Below are 19,765 nucleotides of genomic sequence, written 5' to 3'. Positions count from 1 at the left end.
ATGCCCTTGGGGGTAGGCTGGCCGCATGACCGCGACCCCCTACGACGCCGTGCTGCTGCTGTCCTTCGGCGGCCCCGAGAAGATGGAGGACGTGCGCCCGTTCCTGGAGAACGTGACGCGCGGCCGCGGAATCCCGCCGGAGCGCCTGGACGTCGTCGGCGAGCACTACCGCGAATTCGGCGGCCGGTCGCCGCTGAACGACCTCAACCGGGAGATCATCGCGAACCTGCGCGCCCACCTCGCGGAGGAGGGCCCCGACCTGCCGGTGTACTTCGGCAACCGCAACTGGCACCCGATGCTGGAGGACGCGGTGGAGGAGATGAGCCGCGACGGGGTGCGCAACGCCCTCGTCTTCGCCACCAGCGCGTGGGCGGGCTACTCCGGCTGCCGCCAGTACCACGAGGACATCCTGCGTGCCCGCCTGCACCTCGACGCGGTGGGGCTGCCGCAGGTCCGCCTGGAGCGGCTCCGCGGCTTCCACGATCACCCGCTGTTCATCGGCGCGTTCGCCCGGTCCTGCCGGGAGGCGTTCGACAAGCTGCCGGAGGACCGCCGCGACCACGCGCGCCTCATCTTCACCGCCCATTCGATTCCGCTGACGGACAACCGGGCCTCGGGCCCGGCCGCGGAGGGCGGGCACCTGTACACCCGCCAGATCGGGGAGTCGTGCCGGCTCATCGCGGAGGAGCTGGGCGTCGCCGACTGGGACCTGGTGTGGCAGTCGCGCTCCGGCCCGCCGCACATCCCGTGGCTGGAGCCCGACGTGGTCGATCACATGGAGGCGAAGGTCGAGGACGGCCTGCGCGCCGCGGTGGTGTGCCCGGTGGGCTTCGTGTCCGACCACATCGAGGTGGTGTGGGACCTGGACAGCGAGCTGCAGGAGGAGATGGAGCACCACGACATCCTCATCGAGCGCGCCGCGACGCCGGGGCCGACCGACGCGTTCACCCGCATGATCGGCGAGCTCATCCGCGAGCGCGTCGACGGGGAGGAAGCCCGCAGGCTGGGCGACGAGCCGCAGCTGGGCTCCGCCGCCAACGGCTCGTTCTGCGCGGAGGAGTGCTGCGTGCCCACGAAGCGCAAGCACCCGAACGGCCGGCCGGGGTCGGAAGCCCCGGAGGGGTCCGCGCCGGAGGGTGCGGGGGACGCCGCGTCCGCGGGGGTGCGTGACGACGGCACCCGCGACGGCGCCCACGCCGCCTCCCGGTAGGGACGGCCGCGGGGCATGGGGGAGGGGCGCCGCCCGAGGCGGGCGGCGCCTCTCCTTCCGTGCGCGATGCGGGGGCGCTAGAAGACGCCCACCCATTCGCGGACCGCGTGCTCGACGGCCGCCATCCGGGCCAGACGCACCGGCCGCCACAGCGGCGTGAGGTGCGGGTCGAGCACGGCGCCGGCGTCGCCGCCGGAGGCGACGGCGAGGATCGCGGCGACGCGGTCGGCGCGGGCGAGGACCCCGCCGGCGCGGCGCGGCAGGGCGTCCGGCAGGGCGACGAGGTCGAAGTGGTCGGTGAGCGTGCCGACCGTCAGCCGCGGATCGAAGCCCCCGGCGGCGGAGGCGGCGTGGCCGCCGGGGTGGGCGGCGGCGATGGTGCGCGCGGCGTCGCGGGTGGCGTCGGCCAGCAGCAGGTCGACTTCGCCGGGGGACAGGTGCGCGGTCGCGGGCAGCGGGCCCTCGAGGGTGAACCAGCGCCAGCGGACCAGCGGGCCGCCGTCGTCGCGGCGCAGGCGGGGGACCAGGACGTGGTGCCACCCGGGTTCGGCGTCGGCGACGACGATGGCGGCGCCGGCGGCCGCCGCCTCGCGGGCGCAGTCCGTGCCCGCGGGCAGGGCGGGGACGTCGCCGGGGCCGGAGAGCACCAGGCGCACCGGGGGCTCGGCCTCCGGGCCGGGCTCGGCGCCGTCGGTGACCGCGCGGACCATGCGCATCAGCCCGCCGGCGCCGGCGGGGCCGTCGGCGACGGCGTCGGGCACCCACGCGTCGGACAGGTCGACCTCGTGGCGGCGGCCGAGGGACTCCAGCGCGTCGAGGACGAAGTCGGCCTGCGCGTGGCCGGTGACCCAGGCGCCGAGCCACAGCGCGACGTGCTGGGTGGGGTTCCACACCTCGTCGACGACGGTGCGGACGCTCCGGGGTTCGCTCATGCCGCGCCACGCTACCGGGCGCGGCGGCGCGGGCGGTAACCTCGTCGCCCATGGGCTTCCACGACAGGTACTCCGGATCCGATCCGCTCGGCGGCGCGAAGGCGCACCGCCGCGCCCGCGTCCCGGAGGTGCCGGAGGTCCCCGCCGACGACGGCCTGGTGGCGGAGACCGCCGACGGCTCGTGGGTCGGCGCCGTCGTGGGCGTCGAGAAGGCGCCGGGCGGCGACCACGTCCGGCTGGAGGACCGCCGCGGCCGGGTGCGCCTGTTCCCGATGGAGCCCGAGGGCTTCCTCATCGACGGCCGCCCCGTCACGCTCGTGCGCCCCGCGCCGGCCGCGAAGGATCCCCGCCTGGAGCGCTCCGCCTCCGGCTCGCGCCGCGTCGCCGACGTGAAGGCGCGGGTCGCGCTGCCCAGCCGCATCTGGGTCGAGGGCGTGCACGACGCCGCGATCGTCGAGAAGGTGTGGGGCCACGACCTGCGCGTGGAGGGCGTCGTCGTCGAGCAGCTCGAGGGCCTGGACAACCTCGGGGAGGCGCTGGCGGAGTTCGGCCCCGGCCCGGGCCGGCGCGTCGGCGTCCTCGCCGACCACCTCGTGGAGGGGACGAAGGAGTCGCGCATGACGCAGTCCCTCGGCCCCCACGTCCTGGTCACCGGCCACCCCTACGTCGACGTGTGGCAGGCGGTGAAGCCGGCGTCGGTTGGCATCCGCGCCTGGCCGGAGGTCCCGATGGGCGAGGACTGGAAGACCGGCGTGTGCCGCCGCCTCGGCTGGGGCGACACCCGCGAGGGCTGGCACCGCGTCTACCACGCCGTGGAGTCCTTCCGGGATCTGGAGCCGAGCCTGCTCGGCGCCGTCGAGAGCCTCGTCGACTTCGTCACCGAGCCCGGGGCCTGAGCGGCCGCCGCACCCGGCCCCCGCGCGCCGCCGGCGGCGCGGCGGCGGGCGGGGGGGGCGTCGTCACGCACCACCGCGGGAGCCGCGGCCGCGGCACGCGCCCGGGCGCGTCTCGGCCGGATACCCGGCCGGGCAACCGGGGTTTGGCTACCCTGGGCGGCGTGACCCCGGCAATAGTTTTCGTCATCGCAGGACTTCTCCTCATCATCGGCGAGGTGCTGATCGGCGACCTGTCCATGCTCATGCTCGGCATCGCGGCGCTCATCGCCGCCGGCGCGGCCTTCGCGGGACTGCCGCTGTGGGGCGTCATCGCGGTGTTCGCGGTGGCCGTCGCGCTGCTGATGCTGCTGGTCCGGCCGCCGCTGAAGAGGCGCCTGGCCGCCGGCCCCGATCACCGCGTCGAGTCCACGCCGGAGCAGCTCGCCGGCCGCGGCGCGATCGTCGTGGAGCCCGTCGGCGCCGACGCCGGCATCGTCCGCCTCGGCGGCGAGCTGTGGTCGGCGCGGGCGCTGCCCGGCGGGGCCGGATTCCCCGAGGGCGCCCGGGTCACGGTCGTCGTCATCGACGGCAACACCGCCATCGTCGACAAGGAGATCTAGCCATGGTCGGACTCATCGTCCTCGCGCTGATCGTCGTCCTCGTCATCGTCGTCGTCGCCAAGTCGGTGACGCTGGTGCCGCAGGGCGAGGCAGCCATCATCGAACGGCTCGGCCGCTACACGCGGACCGTGCAGAACGGCCTCACCTTCCTCGTGCCCTTCATCGACCGCGTCCGCGAGCGGGTGGACACCCGCGAGCGGATGGTCACGTTCCCGCCGCAGGCGGTCATCACCCAGGACAACCTGACGGTCGACATCGACACCGTCGTCACCTTCCAGGTCAACGATCCGGCGCGCGCCATCTACGGCGTCGCCGACTACATCTTCGGCATCGAGCAGATCACGACGGCGACGCTGCGCGACGTCGTCGGCGGCCTGACGCTGGAGCAGACGCTGACCTCCCGCGAGTACATCAACCGGCGCCTGCGTGGGGAGCTGGACGAGGCCACCGCGAAGTGGGGCCTGCGCATCGCCCGCGTGGAGCTGAAGGCCATCGATCCGCCGCCGACCATCCAGCAGGCGATGGAGCGGCAGATGAAGGCCGACCGGGAGAAGCGCGCGATGATCCTCACCGCGGAGGGCACCCGGGAGGCGGAGATCAAGACCGCCGAGGGCCGCAAGCAGTCCCAGATCCTCGCGGCGGAGGGCGACAAGCACGCCGCGGTGCTGAGCGCCGAGGGCGAGCGGCAGGCGATGATGCTGCGCGCCGAGGGCGAGCGCGCCGCCGCCTACCTGCGCGCCCAGGGCGAGGCCCGCGCGCTGCGGAAGGTCAACGCCGCCATCAAGGCCTCCGAGCTGACGCCGGAGATCCTGGCGTGGCGCTACCTGGAGACGCTGCCGGAGCTGGCCAACCGCGAGGGCAACTCCGTGTGGATGGTGCCGTCGCAGTTCGGCGACTCCCTGGAGTCCTTCGCCCGCGCCTTCGGCAAGGCCGGCGAGGACGGGGTGTTCCGCTACGAGGCCCCGGAGCCGGACGCGGCGACGCTGCGGAAGGCCGAGGAGGGCGACGACGAGGACTGGTTCGACACCTCCACCTCTCCGGAGATCGCCCGTGCGGTCGCCGCGGCCTCCGAGGTCGCCAACCGCTCCGTCGACGACCCGGTGACGGCGTCGCGGCAGAACGTCCCGGAGGGCGTGCCCGCCGACCGGGCGGAGGCCGACCAGGCCGCCGCCCGCGCCGCGAAGGTCACGCCGCAGGCCGGCGCCGACGGTGCGCAGGGCGACGCCCGCGCCATCGGGCAGGGCGCGCAGCAGCAGACGCCGGGTGCGCAGCCGGGTCCGGCGGCGCAGGGCGAGTCCGCGTGGCTGCCGCCGCAGGGCGGCGACCGCCCGTGGACCCCGGGCGGGAACTGACGCCCCCGGGTTCGCGCGGGGAGCGGTCGCGCATCGCGTGACGACGCCACCCGCGCGGCACCGCGCCCGATGCGCGCGGGCGACGGCGCCGCGGCTTTCCGGCCGCGGTGCCGTCGTCGTGTCCGGGGAGGGATCCGCGCGGACGGACCGCGCCACGCCGGACGTGCGGGCCCGGCCGTGCGGGGCCGCCTTCCGCGCCGCGGGGACGGGACCGGCCTTGCCCAGTGTTGACGTGTCACCTATAGTGGCGCCCATGACCGACAGCACCCAGTCCGCCTCCACCCCGAACGAGGACCGCGACCCGCATTCGACGCCGGGCGTCTACGTCGACAAGGGCAAGGAGTTCCGCCGCGACTCCCGCTACATCGACACCCGCATCACCGCCGACGGCCGCGACGGCTACGCCGCCGAGCCCGGCCGCTACCGGCTCATCGCCGCCTACGCGTGCCCGTGGGCCAACCGCGCCATCATCGACCGGCAGCTGCTCGGCCTGGAGGACGCGTTCTCCCTCGGCCTGGCCGGCCCGACCCACGACGAGCTGTCGTGGACCTTCGACCTCGACGAGAGGGAGAAGGACCTCGTGCTGGGCATCCACCGCCTCCGCGACGCGTACCTGAAGCGCTTCCCGGACTACTCCCGCGGCATCACCGTGCCCGCGATGGTGGAGGTCGCCACCGGCGAGGTCGTCACCAACGACTTCGACCAGATGACCCGCGACTTCGCCTCCGAGTGGACCGCCCACCAGCGCGAGGGCGCCCCGGACCTGTGGCCGGAGGAGCACCGGGAGGAGATGGAGGAGGTCATGCGCCGCGTCTTCACCGAGGTGAACAACGGCGTGTACCGGGTCGGCTTCGCCGGCTCCCAGGAGGCCCACGACGAGGCCTTCGACCGGCTCTTCGCCGCCCTCGACTGGCTGGAGGAGCGCCTGACGACGCGCCGCTACCTCGTCGGCGACCACATCACGGAGGCCGACGTCCGCCTCTTCACGACGCTCGTGCGCTTCGACGCCGTCTACCACGGCCACTTCAAGTGCAACCGCAACAAGCTGACGGAGATGCCGGCGCTGTGGGGCTACGCCCGCGACCTGTTCCAGACCCCGGGCTTCGGCAACAACGTCGACTTCGACCAGATCAAGTCGCACTACTACGAGGTGCACCTGGACATCAATCCGACCGGCATCGTGCCGAAGGGCCCGGACCTGGCGAACTGGTTCACCCCGCACGGCCGCGAGGAGCTGGGCGGCACCTCGTTCGGCGACGGCACCGCGCCGGACGTCGCCTGGCCGCCGGCGCGGTAGCGGGGACGGGGCGGACCGGGTCCGCCGCCGCCCCGACGCCGGGCCGCGGGCCGCACGGCCGCGCGGCCCGCGCCGTCACATCTCCAGCGCGCGGTCCAGGAGGTGCACGGCCAGCGCCCAGCCGGCCTCCTCGGCGTGCCAGCCGGCGGCGGCGAGGCGCTGGTTGACGGCCTGCTTGCTGATGCCCAGGTCCTCCGCCGCCTCGACCTGCGACCAGCCGGCGCGCATGAGGTTCGTCGCCTCGCGGCCCTCCGGGGAGCGGCGCGAGATCACGTGGTGCAGCAGCGTGAACGCCGCGGAGACGTCGTCGGCGAGCTCCGCGGCCGCCGGGTCGTCGGAGCGGATGCGCGTGCGCACGACGGGGCCGCGGGCGGCGCGCATGACCCCGGCGGCGGCGACGCGGGCGGCGTCCGTGGAGCCGGCGGGGGAGATGCCGATGCCGGCGGTCCAGTCGCCGGCGGCGAGCAGCGCCATCGTCAGCGTCGTCGCGCCGACGGAGGTCGGGGCGGCGGCCGACAGGGCGTCGTCGCCGACGACCTCGATGCCGTCGACGCCGTCGAGCTTGGCCAGCGCGCGGGCGGACGCGGCGACGAGGCCGGCCCGGTCGTCCGCGCGTCCGCGGTAACGGGCGTGCACGCAGTACATGCCCCGAGTCTACGCACGGGGCTTGACGACGGGGCCCGCGACGCGCGGGGCGGATCCGGCGCCGCCCCCGGGTCCGGCCGGGTGCCGCCGACGGCGCGTCCCCGGCGCCGGGATCAGGCGGCGGCGTCGCGGGGCACGTCGTCACGCACCCGATCGCGGGAGGGCGACGGCAGCCGCGACTCGAGCAGCAGACCCGCCAGACCCACCAGCACCAGCGACGCGAGGAAGGCGACGGCGCGCCAGTCGAACTCGCCGGTGAGCGTGTCGCCGACGAGGACGCCGGCGGCGGTGCCCGGCGCCGAGCCCAGGACGGTCGCGACGGTGAACGGCACCACGTGGACCGGGGTCATCGCGCACGCGTAGTTGAGCAGCGAGAACGGCACGCCCGGGATGAGGCGCAGGCTGCCCACGGCCAGCCAGCCGCGGCGCTCCAGGCGGCGGTCGACGTCGCGGAGGAAGGGGCCGTCGACGCGGGCGCGGACCCACTCCCGGCCCAGGGACCGCACGACCGTCAGCGACAGGGCGCCGGACACGCCCGTCGCCGCCAGGGCGAGGACCAGCCCCCACGCCGGGCCGAAGAGGACGCCGGCGCTGACCGTGAAGATCGTCCGCGGCACCGGCAGCTGCGTGAACCCCACGTAGGCGGCGAAGAGCACCAGCGGGAACCACGCGCCCGTCGCCTCCGCCCACCGGCGCAGCTCCGCCGCGTCCGGCACGTCCAGCGTCAGCCACGCGACGACGCCGGCGACGGCCAGCAGCGCCAGCACCGCCATGCGGGCGGCGGCGCGGCGGCGGGGGCGATCGGGGCTCTGCGCGCGGTCGGAGGAGGACGTCACCCGGGTGACGCTACCCCCTATAACGGGGTGCCTGGTGACCAGGGGGTTGGGCGCGCCGGGGCGTGCCGCCCCCGGACGCGCCTACCATGGTCGACAGGTGCGGACGCCCGCATGAACGCCCCGACCGGGGCGGACGCCGGGCGTCCCCCGGCACATGGAGGACGCCGCCCGGCGCCCCGGACGCGGGTGGTCGCAGCCCGCGGGACGGGGGACGGCCGACGGTGGCACAACCGAACACGAGGGAGAAGGTCCGACGTGACGAACGACACGGCCCCCGCCGGCGGCACGCCCCTGCCGCCGGACTTCGACGACCGGCAGGCGGCCTGGCACAAGGCCGTCGCCGGGGTCTTCGCCCGCGTCAGCAGGAAGGACGTCGCCGACGTCCCGCTGGACGTGTGGCGCAAGCTCATCAAGACCACCTACGACGGGGTGGACGTCAACCCGCTGTACACGCGGGCCGACGATCTGCCGGAGGCGCCGGTGCCCGGCGCCTTCCCGTTCGTCCGCGGCGCCGCGCCGAAGCCGGCCGACACCGCCGGCTGGGACGTCCGCGAGACCTTCGGGTCCTTCGGCGGCACGGCGAAGGAGGTCAACGAGACGCTGCTGTCGGCGATGGCCAACGGCACCACCTCCGTCCGCCTGGACCTGACCGGGGATCTCGGCGCCGATGACGTGGCCCAGCTGCTCGACGGCGTCTACCCGGACATGGCGCCCATCGCCGTGGAGGCCGGCGCCGACGGCGTCGCCGCCGCCGAGGCCGTCTTCGCCTTCGTCGACGGCTCCGGCCGCGACGTCGCGCTGACCCGCGTCGAGGCGGGCCTGGCGCCGCTGACCGCCCCGGTCATCGGCTCGGAGGCCGTCTCCCTCGACGACGCGGTCGCCCTGGCCGTCCGCGCCGCGGAGCGCGACGGCGACGCCCGCGCCATCACCGTCGACGGCGTGGCCTTCTCCAACCGCGGCGCCACCGACGCCCAGGAGATCGGCTTCGCGCTGGCCGCCGGCGTCGAGTACCTCCGCGCCCTCGTCGACGCGGGGCTGACCGCGGAGCAGGCCGCCGACCAGCTGGTCTTCCGCCTGTCGGCCACCGACGACCAGTTCCAGACCATCGCGAAGTTCCGCGCCGCCCGCGCCCTGTGGGCCCGCGTGCTGGAGGTCTCCGGCGTCGACGAGGCCACCCCGCCGCCGTTCCACGCCGTCACCGCCCCCGTGATGTACAGCCGCCGCGACCCGTGGGTGAACATGCTCCGCGGCACCGTCGCGGCGTTCGCCGCCGGCGTCGCCGGCGCCACCAGCGTCGAGGTCCTGCCGTTCGACAACGCCATCCCCGGCGGCCAGCCGAACGTCTCCCGCTCCTTCGCCACCCGCATCGCCCGCAACACCAACCTGCTGCTCCTGGAGGAGTCGCACCTCGGCTTCGTCTCCGACCCGGCCGGCGGCTCGTACTACGTCGAGCAGCTGACCGACCAGGTCGCCGACCGGGCGTGGACCATCTTCGCGGACGTCGAGAAGCGCGGCGGCCTCGTCGTCGCCGCCGACCACGTGCGCGAGGAGCTGGACGCGGCGCACGAGACGCGCCGCGCCGACATCGCCCACCGCCGCACCAAGGTCACGGCCATCAACGAGTTCCCGAACCTCGGCGAGGCGCCGCTGCCGGCGGACCGCCGCGGCGAGACGGAGAACATCCGCCGCTGGGCCGCCGACTTCGAGGCGCTGCGCGACCGCTCCGACGTCTTCCTCGAGGAGCACGGCCGCCGCCCGCAGGTCACCCTGCTGCCGCTGGGCCCGCTGGCCAAGCACAACGTGCGCACCGGCTTCGCCACCAACCTGCTGGCCTCGGGCGGCATCGAGGCCGTCAACCCCGGCCAGGTCGTCCCCGGCGAGGACTCCTTCGCGGAGTCCGCGGCGACGAATGTCGTCGTCCTGTGCGGCGCCGACCCGGAGTACGCCGAGTCCGGCGTCGCCGCCGTGAACGCGGCCCGCGCCGCCGGCGCGGAGGAGGTCCTCCTCGCCGGCCCGGAGAAGATCTTCGCGGACGCCCCGGAGGCCTCGCGCCCCGACGGCTACCTGACCATGACCATCGACGCGGTCGCGGAACTGTCCCGCCTGCTCGACCTGCTGGAGGCGTAACCCATGAGCACCATCCCCAATTTCGCGGACGTGCCCCGCACGGACGCCGCAGCCGGGCAGGCCGCCGCCGCGGCGGACGCCGCCCACGGCGAGGAGACGATGACGATCCCGGAGGGCATCGACGTCCGCCGCGTCTACGTCCGCGCCGACCGCGACGCGGTCGCCGCCGACGGCCACCCCGTCGACTCCTTCCCGGGCACCCCGCCGTTCATGCGCGGCCCGTACCCGACGATGTACACCAACCAGCCGTGGACCATCCGCCAGTACGCGGGCTTCTCCACGGCGGCGGAGTCCAACGCCTTCTACCGCCGCAACCTCGCGGCCGGCCAGAAGGGCCTGTCGGTCGCCTTCGACCTGGCGACCCACCGCGGCTACGACTCCGACAACCCGCGAGTGCAGGGCGACGTCGGCATGGCCGGCGTGGCCGTGGACTCCATCTACGACATGCGGCAGCTGTTCGAGGGCATCGACCTCGGCGCCGTGTCGGTGTCGATGACGATGAACGGCGCGATCCTGCCGGTCATGGCGATGTACATCGTCGCGGCCGAGGAGCAGGGCGTCCCGACGGAGCAGCTGCGCGGCACGGTCCAGAACGACATCCTCAAGGAGTTCATGGTCCGCAACACGTACATCTACCCGCCGAAGCCGTCGATGCGGATCATCTCGTCCATCTTCGAGTACACCTCGATGAAGATGCCGAAGTTCAACTCGATCTCGATCTCCGGCTACCACATCCAGGAGGCCGGCGCGACGGCCGACCTGGAGCTGGCCTACACCCTGGCCGACGGCGTGGAGTACATCCGGGCGGGCCTCGACGCGGGCCTGGACATCGACAAGTTCGCCCCGCGCCTGTCCTTCTTCTGGGGCATCTCCATGAACACGTTCACGGAGATCGCGAAGCTGCGCGCCGGCCGCATCCTGTGGTCGGAGCTGGTGAACAAGTTCGACCCGAAGAGCCCGAAGTCCCGCTCGCTGCGCACCCACTCCCAGACCTCCGGCTGGTCCCTGACCGCACAGGACGTCTACAACAACGTGGCGCGCACCTGCATCGAGGCGATGGCCGCGACGCAGGGCCACACCCAGTCGCTGCACACCAACGCGCTGGACGAGGCGCTGGCGCTGCCGACGGACTTCTCCGCCCGCATCGCCCGCAACACCCAGCTGCTGCTGCAGCAGGAGTCCGGCACGGTGCGCCCGGTCGACCCGTGGGCCGGCTCGTACTACATCGAGTGGCTCACCCACCAGCTGGTCGAGCGCGCCCGCGGCCACATCGAGGAGGTCGAGGAGGCCGGCGGCATGGCTCAGGCCACCATCGAGGGCATCCCGAAGCTGCGCATCGAGGAGGCCGCGGCCCGCACCCAGGCCCGCATCGACTCCGGCCGCCAGGCCCTCATCGGCGTGAACAAGTACCAGGTCGAGGAGGACGAGGCGATCGAGGTCCTCAAGGTCGACAACACGCGCGTCCGCCGCGAGCAGCACGAAAAGCTGGAGCGGCTGCGCGCCGAGCGCGACGAGGAGGCCTGCCAGGCCGCCCTGCGCCGCCTCACCGAGGCGTGCGCCAACCCGGGCGAGCCCGGCGACCTGGAGAAGAACCTGCTGAAGCTCGCGGTCGACTGCGCCCGCGCAATGGCCTCCATCGGCGAGATCTCGGACGCCATGGAGGAGGTCTTCGGCCGCCACCAGGCCGAGATCCGGACCCTGTCCGGCGTGTACAAGGAGGAGGTCGGCGTGGGAGGCCCCCAGTCGAACGTCGCCACCGCCATCGCCATGGCGGACAAGTTCGCCGAGGAGGAGGGCCGCCGGCCGCGCATCTACCTGGCGAAGATGGGCCAGGACGGCCACGACCGCGGCCAGAAGGTCATCGCGTCCGCCTACGCGGACCTCGGCATGGACGTCGACGTGGGACCGCTGTTCCAGACGCCGGAGGAGGCCGCCCGCTCGGCGGTGGACTCCGACGTCCACGTCGTCGGCGTCTCCTCGCTGGCGGCCGGCCACCTGACCCTCGTGCCGGAGCTGCGCGACGAGCTGAGGAAGCTCGGCCGCGACGACATGATGATCGTCGTCGGCGGCGTCATCCCGCCGGGCGACTTCCAGGAGCTGTACGACGACGGCGCGGCGGCCATCTACCCGCCGGGCACCGTCATCGCCGACGCGGCCATCGACATGCTGACGAAGCTCGGCGACTCGCTGGGCATCGACGTCACCGTCGAGGGCTCGGAGGAGCACGCGGACGGCGCCGAGGGCTCCTTCGGGGCCTGACGCGCCCGCCGGGGCCCCGGCCCGGCCGCCCGACGCGACGGGCGGCCGGACGCCGGGGCCCGCGGCGCACCGCCGCGGCCGGGCCGGCCACCGCGTCCGGCCCGGCCGCGGGGATGCGCCGCCACCGACGCACGACACCGACGCGCCCGCCCCGCGGGGCGGCGCACCCGAGGAGAGGGGAGTGAGGGACCCATGGGCGACTTCCTCGAGCACTCGCTGGGCACCCTGAACACCACCGCCGGCACCGTCATCACCGGCCGCACCGCCGTGGCGCCGGAGAAGGTCCGCCGCGTGCGCCGCCGCATCGACGTCGACGCGCTGTTCGACGGCGTCCGAGCCGGCGACCGCACCGCCATCGCGCGGGCGATCACGCTGCTGGAGTCGACCGCCGCCGCCCACCGGGTGCTGGCGCAGGAGCTGCTGGACCGGCTGGTGCCGTTCTCCGGCGGGTCGCTGCGGCTGGGGCTGACGGGCGTGCCGGGCGTCGGCAAGTCCACGACGATCGAGGCGCTGGGCATGCACCTCATCGGGAAGGGCCACCGGGTGGCGGTGCTGGCCGTCGACCCGTCGTCGACGAAGACGCGCGGCTCGATCCTCGGCGACAAGACCCGCATGGCGAAGCTGGGCGCCTCCGACGACGCGTACATCCGCCCGTCGCCGTCGTCGGGCACGCTCGGCGGCGTCGCGAAGGCGACCCGCGAGGCGATGGTGGTGCTGGAGGCGGCGGGCTTCGACATCGTCATCGTGGAGACCGTCGGCGTCGGCCAGTCGGAGACGGCGGTGAGCCAGATGACGGACTGCTTCGCGTTCCTGGCGCTGGCGGGCGCCGGCGACCAGCTGCAGGGCATCAAGAAGGGCGTGCTGGAGATGGCGGACATCATCGCCATCAACAAGTCCGACGGGCAGAACCTCCGCCCGGCCAAGCGCGCGGCCCGCGACCTGCGCACGGCGATGAAGCTGGTCCGCCCGAAGGACGCCATCTGGAACCCGCCGGTGCTGACGATGTCGGCGACGGAGTTCGAGGGCGTCGAGGAGTTCTGGGCGGAGGTGGAGAGGCACCACGAGGCGATGGTCGCCGCCGGCCGCTTCGACGTCACCCGCGCGGAGCAGCGCATCAACTGGATGTGGTCGATGGTCCACGAGACGCTGCTGCAGCGCCTCAACGAGGACGGCGACGTCGCCGCCGAACGCGGCCTGGTCGAGGGCCAGCTGCGCGACGGCACCATCACGCCGACGCTCGGCGCGGAGCGCATCCTCGCGGCGTTCGACAAGGCTCCGGCCCCCGCCCCGGACGCCCGATCGGACGTACACTCGGAGGGGTAACGGACACCCAATCGAGAAGGAGATGCGCGATGGCCGACCTGCTGACCGACCACGGACCGAACCCCTACGTGCTGGACATCGAGAAGGCGACGCTGGAGAACGAGAACTTCCGCGACACCCTCTGGACCGGCGAGCACATCCAGATGACCGTCATGGCGATCCAGCCGGGCGGCGAGATCGGCGCCGAGGTCCACCCGGACAACGATCAGTTCCTCCGCGTCGAGCAGGGCAAGGCCCGCGTGCTGCTCGGCAACTCGGAGGACGACCTGGACATCGATCAGGTCGTCGAGGACGACTGGGCGATCTTCGTCCCGGCCGGCAAGTGGCACAACGTCCTCAACGAGGGCGACGAGGTGCTGAAGGTCTACTCCATCTACGGCCCCGCCGACCACGTCAAGGGCACCGTCCACGCCACCCCGGAGGACGAGGCGAACGACCCGAACGAGCACGACCACTAGTCCCCGCATCCCACGGGACTTCACGGCGCCCCGCTGCGGCCAGCATCGACGCCGGCTGCGGCGGGGCGTCGTCGTGCGGAAGCCGCCGCGCCGCCGGCGGGGCCGGGGCGAGTGGCCGCGCGCGGGTCGGCGGGACGGGGAGGGGTCGCCGTCGTCACGCGTGACGACGGGAACCGCGCGGCGCCGCGCCCGCCGTCACCACTGCGACGGCCGGTAGTCCTTGAGGAAGACGCCGGAGAGATCCTCGCCGCGCTCGCCGGCGACGATGGGGTGGTAGACGCGGGCGGCGCCGTCGACGAGGTCGAGCGGGGCGTGGAAGCCCTCGCGGGCGAGCCGCTCCTTCGTAACGTGGGGGCGCTCGTCGGTGATCCAGCCGGTGTCGACGGCGGTCATGAGGATGCCGTGCTCCCGCAGCTCCCCGGCGGAGGTGCGGGTGAGCATGTTCAGCGCGGCCTTCGCCATGTTGGTGTGCGGGTGGCCGGCGCCCTTGTAGCCGCGGCCGAAGACGCCCTCCATGGCGGAGACGTTGACGATGTACTTGCGGCGGGCGGGCGACGCCTCCATCGCCGGGCGCAGGCGGTTGACCAGGATGAACGGGGCGACCGAGTTGCACAGCTGCACCTCGAGCAGCTCGACGGGGTCGACGGCGCCGACGGCGGCGACCCAGCTGTTGTGGTCGACGAGGTCGGGCAGGAGGCCGCCTGCGTCGACGGCGGTGCCGTCGGCGATGCGGTCGAGGGACGCGGAGCCGGCGAGCATCGCGGCGCGCGCGAGCTCCTCGGCGGCCGCGGTGGAGGCCCCGGCGGCCGACGGCAGCAGGCCCGCGCCGTCGCCGGGGACGAGGGCGGCGTCATCGGGGACGGGGGAGCCGGAGCCCGCGCCCGCCCCCGCGCCGCCCGGCAGCGCCCCGCCGGCCAGCGCCCGCGGGTGCAGCGCCGTCGTGCCGCCGGGCCCGGCGATGCTCAGCCACTCCACGGCGCGGTCGGCGGCGGGGTCCAACGGCGCGGACTCGCCGTCGACCAGGCCGGAGTAGGCGCCGGGGGAGCGCCGCACCGTCTGGGCGGCGTTGTTGATGAGGATGTCCAGCGGCCCGTCGGCGGCCACCGAGTCCGCCAGGCGGACGACCTGGGCGGGATCGCGCAGGTCGACGCCGACGACCTTGAGGCGGTGCAGCCAGTCGTCCGCGTCGGGCAGGGCGGAGAACCGCCGCACGGCGTCCTTCGGGAAACGGGTGGTGATGGTGAGGTGCGCGCCGTCGCGCAGCAGCCGCAGCGCGATGTGCATGCCGATCTTCGCGCGCCCGCCGGTCAGCAGGGCCCGCCGCCCGGTGAGGTCGCAGCGCGCGTCGCGCCACGCCCGGTTGTCGGCGGCGCAGTCGGGGCACAGCTGGTGGTGGAAGTAGTCGACGGTCGTGTACGGCTTCTTGCACACGTAGCAGTTCTGCGGGCGGATGAGCTCGCCGGCGACGCCGGAGTCCTTCGTCGCGCTGAGGTCGAGGCCCTCCGTCTCGTCGTCGATGCGGTCGGGGGAGCCGGTGGCAGTCGCCTCGATGACGGCGCGGTCGGCGGCGAGGCGCCGGTCGCGGGCCGCGCGGCGGCGGGCGCGCTTGACGTCCTTGAACAGCTTGCCGACGGCCCGCTGCAGCGTGACGGCGTCGGGGTGCTCCGCCGGCAGGCGGCCGCCCTCCTCGAGGACGCGGAGGCAGACGGCGAGGTCGGCGGGATCGATGCCGGGGGCGTCGGCGGGCACGCGGGCTCCTCGGGGGTTCGGGCTGGGGCCGCGGGCGGCGGCCGTCGGGCGGGGTGACCGGGGGATTGTACCGCGGGGGCCGCACCGTAGAATCCGGGCATGCTCCCCGCGGCACATCCCGCCGCGGGTCCCGCTGCCCGCGGGGCATCACGCCGCGGGCCCCGCGGCCGACGACGCCGCGGGCCACGGGCCCGGCCACCGGCCGGGCCCCTCGCCCGGCACCCGCCGGGTCCCTCGCCCGGCCACCGGCCGGGCTGCGCGCCCGGCTGCCCGCCCGGCGCCGCCGGACGACGGAAGGACGGTGCGGCCGTGGATTGGCTGGTTCCCTCGTGGTTCCCGTTCCAGGACCCCACGTGGTGGCAGATCGCGCTGGTCGTGGCGGACTACGTCATCAAGATCATCGCCGTCGGCGTGGTGCCGGCGAACCGCAACCCGTCGTCGTCGACGGCGTGGCTGCTGGTCATCCTGCTCATCCCGTTCCTCGGCCTGCCGCTGTTCCTCCTGCTGGGCTCGCAGGCGATCACGGGGCGGCGCCACCGCATCCAGGCGCGGGCGAACGACGAGCTGGTGCGCCGCACGAAGCACCTGCCGGACATCCCGGAGGGCGTCGACGTCGACGACGGCATCCGGGGCACGTTCCTGCTGAACCGGCGGCTCACCGGCATGCCGGCGGTGCTGGGCGTCGACCACGGCATCCGCACGAACTACGAGGAGTCGATCGCGGCGATGATCCGCGCCATCGACGACGCGCAGCGGACGGTGCACGTGCAGATGTACATCTTCGCGCTCGACGAGACGACGGAGCCGTTCATCCAGGCGCTGGAGCGCGCGCATCTGCGCGGCCTGGACGTGAAGGTCCTCGTCGACCCGATCGGCTCCTACAAGTACCGCGGCTACCGGAAGCTGAAGCGGCGGCTGAACCGGGCGGGCATCCCGTGGCACCCGATGCTGCCCATCAGCATCGTGCACCTGCAGTGGCGCCGGCCGGACCTGCGCAACCACCGCAAGATCGTCACCGTCGACGGCGACCGGGCGTTCATGGGCTCTCAGAACATGATCGAGTCGGCGTACCAGCAGCGCGCGCACCGGAAGTCCGTGCGCCGGTGGGTGGACACGATGGTGGAGCTGACGGGCGAGGTGGTCACGGAGCTCGACGCCGTCTTCGCCGTCGACTGGGCCTCGGAGGGCTACGACCAGCCGGTGCAGCAGCGGCCGACGCCGGCGCGGACGCCGCTGGACGAGGGAGGGGAGACGAACCTCGTGCAGGTGGTGCCCTCGGGCCCGGGCTTCCAGACGGAGCCGAACCTGCGCGTGTTCAACGACCTCATCTACGAGGCGCGCGAGCGGCTCATCATCGTCAGCCCCTACTTCGTGCCGGACGAGTCGATGCTGATGGCGCTGACGACGGCGGCGCACATGGGCATCGACGTGCGCCTGCACGTCAACGAGAAGTCGGATCAGTTCATGGTGGGCCACGCGCAGGCGTCGTACTACCGGATGCTGCTGGAGTCCGGGGTGCGCATCATGCGCTACCCGGCGCCGGCGGTGCTGCACGCGAAGTTCATGGTGGTCGACGACCGGGTCGCGGCGTTCGGCTCGTCGAACCTGGACATGCGCAGCTTCGGCCTCAACTACGAGGTGACGCTGCTGGCCACGCGCGGCTCCATCGTACCGCGGCTCATCGAGATCGCGGACGAGTACGACCGGGTCTCCACGGAGCTGACGCTGGAGGAGTGGAAGCGCCGCCCGTGGCCGCAGCGCTACCTGGACAACCTGTTCCGCCTGACGTCGGCGCTGCAGTAGGCCCCGCGCGCCGCGCGCGATGCGCGGCTCGCCGCCGATTCGCGTGACGACGGCGACCGCCCCGCGGCCATGCCCCGCACGCGCGGGGAGGGCCGCCGGGGCGGGTGCCGTCGCAACGCAAGAAGAAACCCCGCGGCCGAAGCCGCGGGGTTTCCGCATGGTGTCCGGAGGGGGACTTGAACCCCCACGCCCGTTAATTGGGCACTAGCACCTCAAGCTAGCGCGTCTGCCATTCCGCCACCCGGACAGGGTGCGCATCTCCGCGGGGCGGGCCCCGCGGTGCAACGTCGGTTACTCTATCCCGAACGCGGGGCGCGCCACAAATCCGCAGGTCATTCCGCGAATCGGGAATGCCAACGGTGTCATGCGCGCACGTGCGCGGGGCCGGGGCCGCCCCGGAATCCGCCGCGGATCGTGGCGGGCGTCACCGCGTTTCGGCACACTGGGGCCCATGAGCACTCCGAACAACTTCCCCGGCCCCGACCCGTACGCCCCGCTGAAGGACCTGCCGTCCTTCCCGCTCTCCTCCCCGGACATCGCCGACGGCGAGCAGATCGAGGAGAAGTTCCGCGCGCCCCAGTCCGTCTCCCCGGAGCTGAACTGGTCCGACCTGCCGGAGGGCACGAAGTCCGTCGCGGTCACCTGCTTCGACCCGGACGCCCCGACGGCGGCCGGCTTCTGGCACTGGGCCGTGTTCAACATCCCGGCGTCGGAGACGGGCCTGGCGCAGGGCGCCGGCGCCGCCGACGGCTCCAGCCTGCCCGCCGGCGCGGTGCAGCTGAAGGGCGACTCCGGCGAGCGCGGCCACTACGGCGCCAACCCGCCGGCGAACCACGCGCCGCACCGCTACATGTACGCCGTCCACGCGGTGGACGTGGAGGAGCTGGAGGTGCCGGAGGACGCGACGCCGACGGTGCTGGGCTTCAACCTGTACTTCCACTCCATCGCCCGCTCCATCATCACCCCGTGGTGGGAGAACACCGGCGAGTAGCGCCGCGCCGCGTGCGCCCGGGTCCGCGCCAGGGCCCGGGTCGCGCATGTGACGCGTGACGACGAGGACCCCGGCGGCGCACGATGCGCCGCCGGGGTCCTTTCCCGTGCCCGCCCGGTGCGGTCCGGGCGGTCCGGGCGGTGCGGCCCGGGGCCCTGCCCGTGCCCGCCGGGACGGGTCAGGCGTCGACCCAGGGCAGCCCGGAGCCGACGGCGTCGGCGATGCCGCCGAGGCCGTGGACGCGGATCTGGCGGGCCAGGCCCAGGTGGATGTCGCGGATCCAGTCGGGGCCGCCGTAGATGAGGGCGGTGTAGCCCTGCAGCAGCGAGGCGCCGGCGGCGATGCGCTCCCACGCCTGCTCCGCGGTCTCGATGCCGCCGACGGACACCAGCGTCAGGCGGTCCCCGGCGCGGGCGTGGAGGCGCGTCAGGACCTCCAGGGAGCGGGCGGCGACCGGCGGGCCGGACACGCCGCCGGCGCCCATCGCCTCGACCTCGGCGGCGTCCGTCGCCAGGCCCTCGCGGGAGATGGTCGTGTTCGTGGCGACGATGCCGGCCAGCCCCAGCTCGAGGGCGAGGTCGGCGACCGCGTCGACGTCCTCGTCGGACAGGTCGGGGGCGATCTTCACCAGGACGGGGACGTCGACCTCCTCCTGCACGGCGGCGAGGATGGGCCGCAGCGACTCGACGGCCTGCAGGTCGCGCAGGCCCGGGGTGTTGGGGGAGGAGACGTTGACGCAGACGTAGTCGGCGAGCGGCCCGAGCTCCCGGGCGCTGGCGCGGTAGTCGTCGACGGCGCCGTCGAGCGGCGTCACCTTCGTCTTGCCGATGTTGATGCCGATGACCCCGTCGCCGCGGCGGGCCCGCAGGTTCTCCGCGACGGCCCCCGCGCCGGGGTTGTTGAAGCCCATGCGGTTGAGGATCGCGCGGTCGGCCTTCAGCCGGAACAGGCGCGGGGCCGGGTTGCCGGGCTGGGCGTGGGCGGTGACGGTGCCGAGCTCCGCGTAGCCGAAGCCGATGGGCGCCCACGCGTCGGCGGCCGCGGCGGACTTGTCGAAGCCGGCGGCCAGGCCCAGCGGGCGGGGGAAGTCGACGCCGAAGACGGTCTGGCGCAGCAGCGGGTCGCGCACCGGCAGCACGCGGGCGAGCGCCCGCTGCAGCGGCGGGGAGGCCCGGAGGCCGCCGAGGCCCTTGTTGATCCAGGTGTGGATCGTCTCCGGGTCCATGCGGAACATGGCGCGCAGCGCGGCGCGGTAGGCGGCGGTGCGCACGGGGTGGGCATCGCGGCC

16 protein-coding genes and 1 tRNA gene are annotated in these 19,765 nt (G+C 74.2%); 11 read left to right on the top strand and 6 right to left on the bottom strand.

What is annotated here, in order from left to right; all coding sequences use genetic code 11:
* The first annotated feature begins 25 nt into the window (after positions 1–25).
* Complete coding sequence (locus QQS41_RS00600) at positions 26–1,210, top strand: ferrochelatase (RefSeq protein WP_448850773.1); 1,185 nt, start codon at positions 26–28, stop codon at positions 1,208–1,210.
* A gap of 77 nt (positions 1,211–1,287) precedes the next feature.
* Here the strand turns inward: QQS41_RS00600 and QQS41_RS00595 are convergent, their stop codons facing one another.
* Positions 1,288–2,142 carry a hypothetical protein gene (locus QQS41_RS00595; protein ID WP_448850772.1) on the bottom strand — a complete coding sequence of 285 codons (855 nt, stop codon included), beginning with the start codon at positions 2,140–2,142 and terminating at the stop codon, positions 1,288–1,290.
* Positions 2,143–2,192: 50 nt separating this feature from the next.
* Between QQS41_RS00595 and QQS41_RS00590 the strand changes: the two genes are divergently transcribed.
* The 4 genes from QQS41_RS00590 to QQS41_RS00575 all read left to right on the top strand — a co-directional run bounded on the left by QQS41_RS00590 (position 2,193) and on the right by QQS41_RS00575 (position 6,286).
* Complete coding sequence (locus tag QQS41_RS00590) at positions 2,193–3,038, top strand: DUF3097 domain-containing protein (protein WP_448850771.1); 846 nt, start codon at positions 2,193–2,195, stop codon at positions 3,036–3,038.
* Positions 3,039–3,199: 161 nt separating this feature from the next.
* Positions 3,200–3,637, top strand: a complete 438-nt coding sequence (locus QQS41_RS00585; protein WP_448850770.1) for an NfeD family protein — start codon at positions 3,200–3,202, stop codon at positions 3,635–3,637.
* Positions 3,638–3,639: 2 nt separating this feature from the next.
* Positions 3,640–4,989, top strand: coding sequence for an SPFH domain-containing protein (locus QQS41_RS00580; protein WP_448850769.1), 1,350 nt, complete (start codon positions 3,640–3,642; stop codon positions 4,987–4,989).
* A 253-nt stretch (positions 4,990–5,242) separates the two neighbouring features.
* Positions 5,243–6,286 (top strand): glutathione S-transferase family protein, encoded by a 1,044-nt coding sequence (locus QQS41_RS00575; RefSeq protein WP_448850768.1) that lies wholly within the window; start codon positions 5,243–5,245, stop codon positions 6,284–6,286.
* Positions 6,287–6,361: 75 nt separating this feature from the next.
* On the opposite strand, the gene QQS41_RS00570 is transcribed toward QQS41_RS00575, so the two are convergent.
* Positions 6,362–6,931 (bottom strand): DNA-binding protein, encoded by a 570-nt coding sequence (locus QQS41_RS00570; RefSeq protein WP_448850767.1) that lies wholly within the window; start codon positions 6,929–6,931, stop codon positions 6,362–6,364.
* A 113-nt stretch (positions 6,932–7,044) separates the two neighbouring features.
* The gene (locus QQS41_RS00565; protein WP_448850766.1) at positions 7,045–7,767 is read right to left on the bottom strand and encodes a TVP38/TMEM64 family protein; all 723 of its coding nucleotides are present in this window, start codon (positions 7,765–7,767) and stop codon (positions 7,045–7,047) included.
* Positions 7,768–8,022: 255 nt separating this feature from the next.
* On the opposite strand from QQS41_RS00565, the gene QQS41_RS00560 reads away from it, so the two are divergent.
* From QQS41_RS00560 to QQS41_RS00545, 4 genes are all read left to right on the top strand, one after another.
* Positions 8,023–9,894, top strand: a complete 1,872-nt coding sequence (locus tag QQS41_RS00560; RefSeq protein WP_448850765.1) for a methylmalonyl-CoA mutase family protein — start codon at positions 8,023–8,025, stop codon at positions 9,892–9,894.
* Positions 9,895–9,897: 3 nt separating this feature from the next.
* Positions 9,898–12,153, top strand: a complete 2,256-nt coding sequence (scpA, locus tag QQS41_RS00555; RefSeq protein ID WP_448850764.1) for a methylmalonyl-CoA mutase — start codon at positions 9,898–9,900, stop codon at positions 12,151–12,153.
* A gap of 192 nt (positions 12,154–12,345) precedes the next feature.
* A complete protein-coding gene (gene meaB / locus QQS41_RS00550; RefSeq protein WP_448850763.1) occupies positions 12,346–13,476 on the top strand; it encodes a methylmalonyl Co-A mutase-associated GTPase MeaB in 1,131 nt (376 codons plus the stop codon).
* Between the two features lie 29 nt (positions 13,477–13,505).
* Positions 13,506–13,934 (top strand): cupin domain-containing protein, encoded by a 429-nt coding sequence (locus tag QQS41_RS00545; protein WP_448850762.1) that lies wholly within the window; start codon positions 13,506–13,508, stop codon positions 13,932–13,934.
* Between the two features lie 195 nt (positions 13,935–14,129).
* Here QQS41_RS00545 and QQS41_RS00540 read toward each other — a convergent pair whose 3' ends face one another.
* Complete coding sequence (locus tag QQS41_RS00540) at positions 14,130–15,683, bottom strand: SDR family NAD(P)-dependent oxidoreductase (RefSeq protein ID WP_448850761.1); 1,554 nt, start codon at positions 15,681–15,683, stop codon at positions 14,130–14,132.
* A 309-nt stretch (positions 15,684–15,992) separates the two neighbouring features.
* On the opposite strand from QQS41_RS00540, the gene cls reads away from it, so the two are divergent.
* A complete protein-coding gene (cls, locus tag QQS41_RS00535; RefSeq protein ID WP_448850760.1) occupies positions 15,993–17,486 on the top strand; it encodes a cardiolipin synthase in 1,494 nt (497 codons plus the stop codon).
* A 158-nt stretch (positions 17,487–17,644) separates the two neighbouring features.
* Here the strand turns inward: cls and QQS41_RS00530 are convergent.
* A tRNA-Leu gene (locus QQS41_RS00530) sits at positions 17,645–17,733 on the bottom strand.
* A 204-nt stretch (positions 17,734–17,937) separates the two neighbouring features.
* Between QQS41_RS00530 and QQS41_RS00525 the strand changes: the two genes are divergently transcribed.
* The gene (locus QQS41_RS00525; protein WP_448850759.1) at positions 17,938–18,477 is read left to right on the top strand and encodes a YbhB/YbcL family Raf kinase inhibitor-like protein; all 540 of its coding nucleotides are present in this window, start codon (positions 17,938–17,940) and stop codon (positions 18,475–18,477) included.
* A gap of 178 nt (positions 18,478–18,655) precedes the next feature.
* Here the strand turns inward: QQS41_RS00525 and QQS41_RS00520 are convergent, their stop codons facing one another.
* Positions 18,656–19,747, bottom strand: a complete 1,092-nt coding sequence (locus tag QQS41_RS00520) for a quinone-dependent dihydroorotate dehydrogenase (RefSeq protein ID WP_448851920.1) — start codon at positions 19,745–19,747, stop codon at positions 18,656–18,658.
* Between the last annotated feature and the right edge of the window lie 18 nt (positions 19,748–19,765).

It is taken from the genome of Corynebacterium sp. 335C (assembly GCF_053525695.1).
The sequence above is the reverse complement of the archived record's forward strand: the minus strand, read 5'-3'. Positions and strand labels throughout refer to the sequence as shown.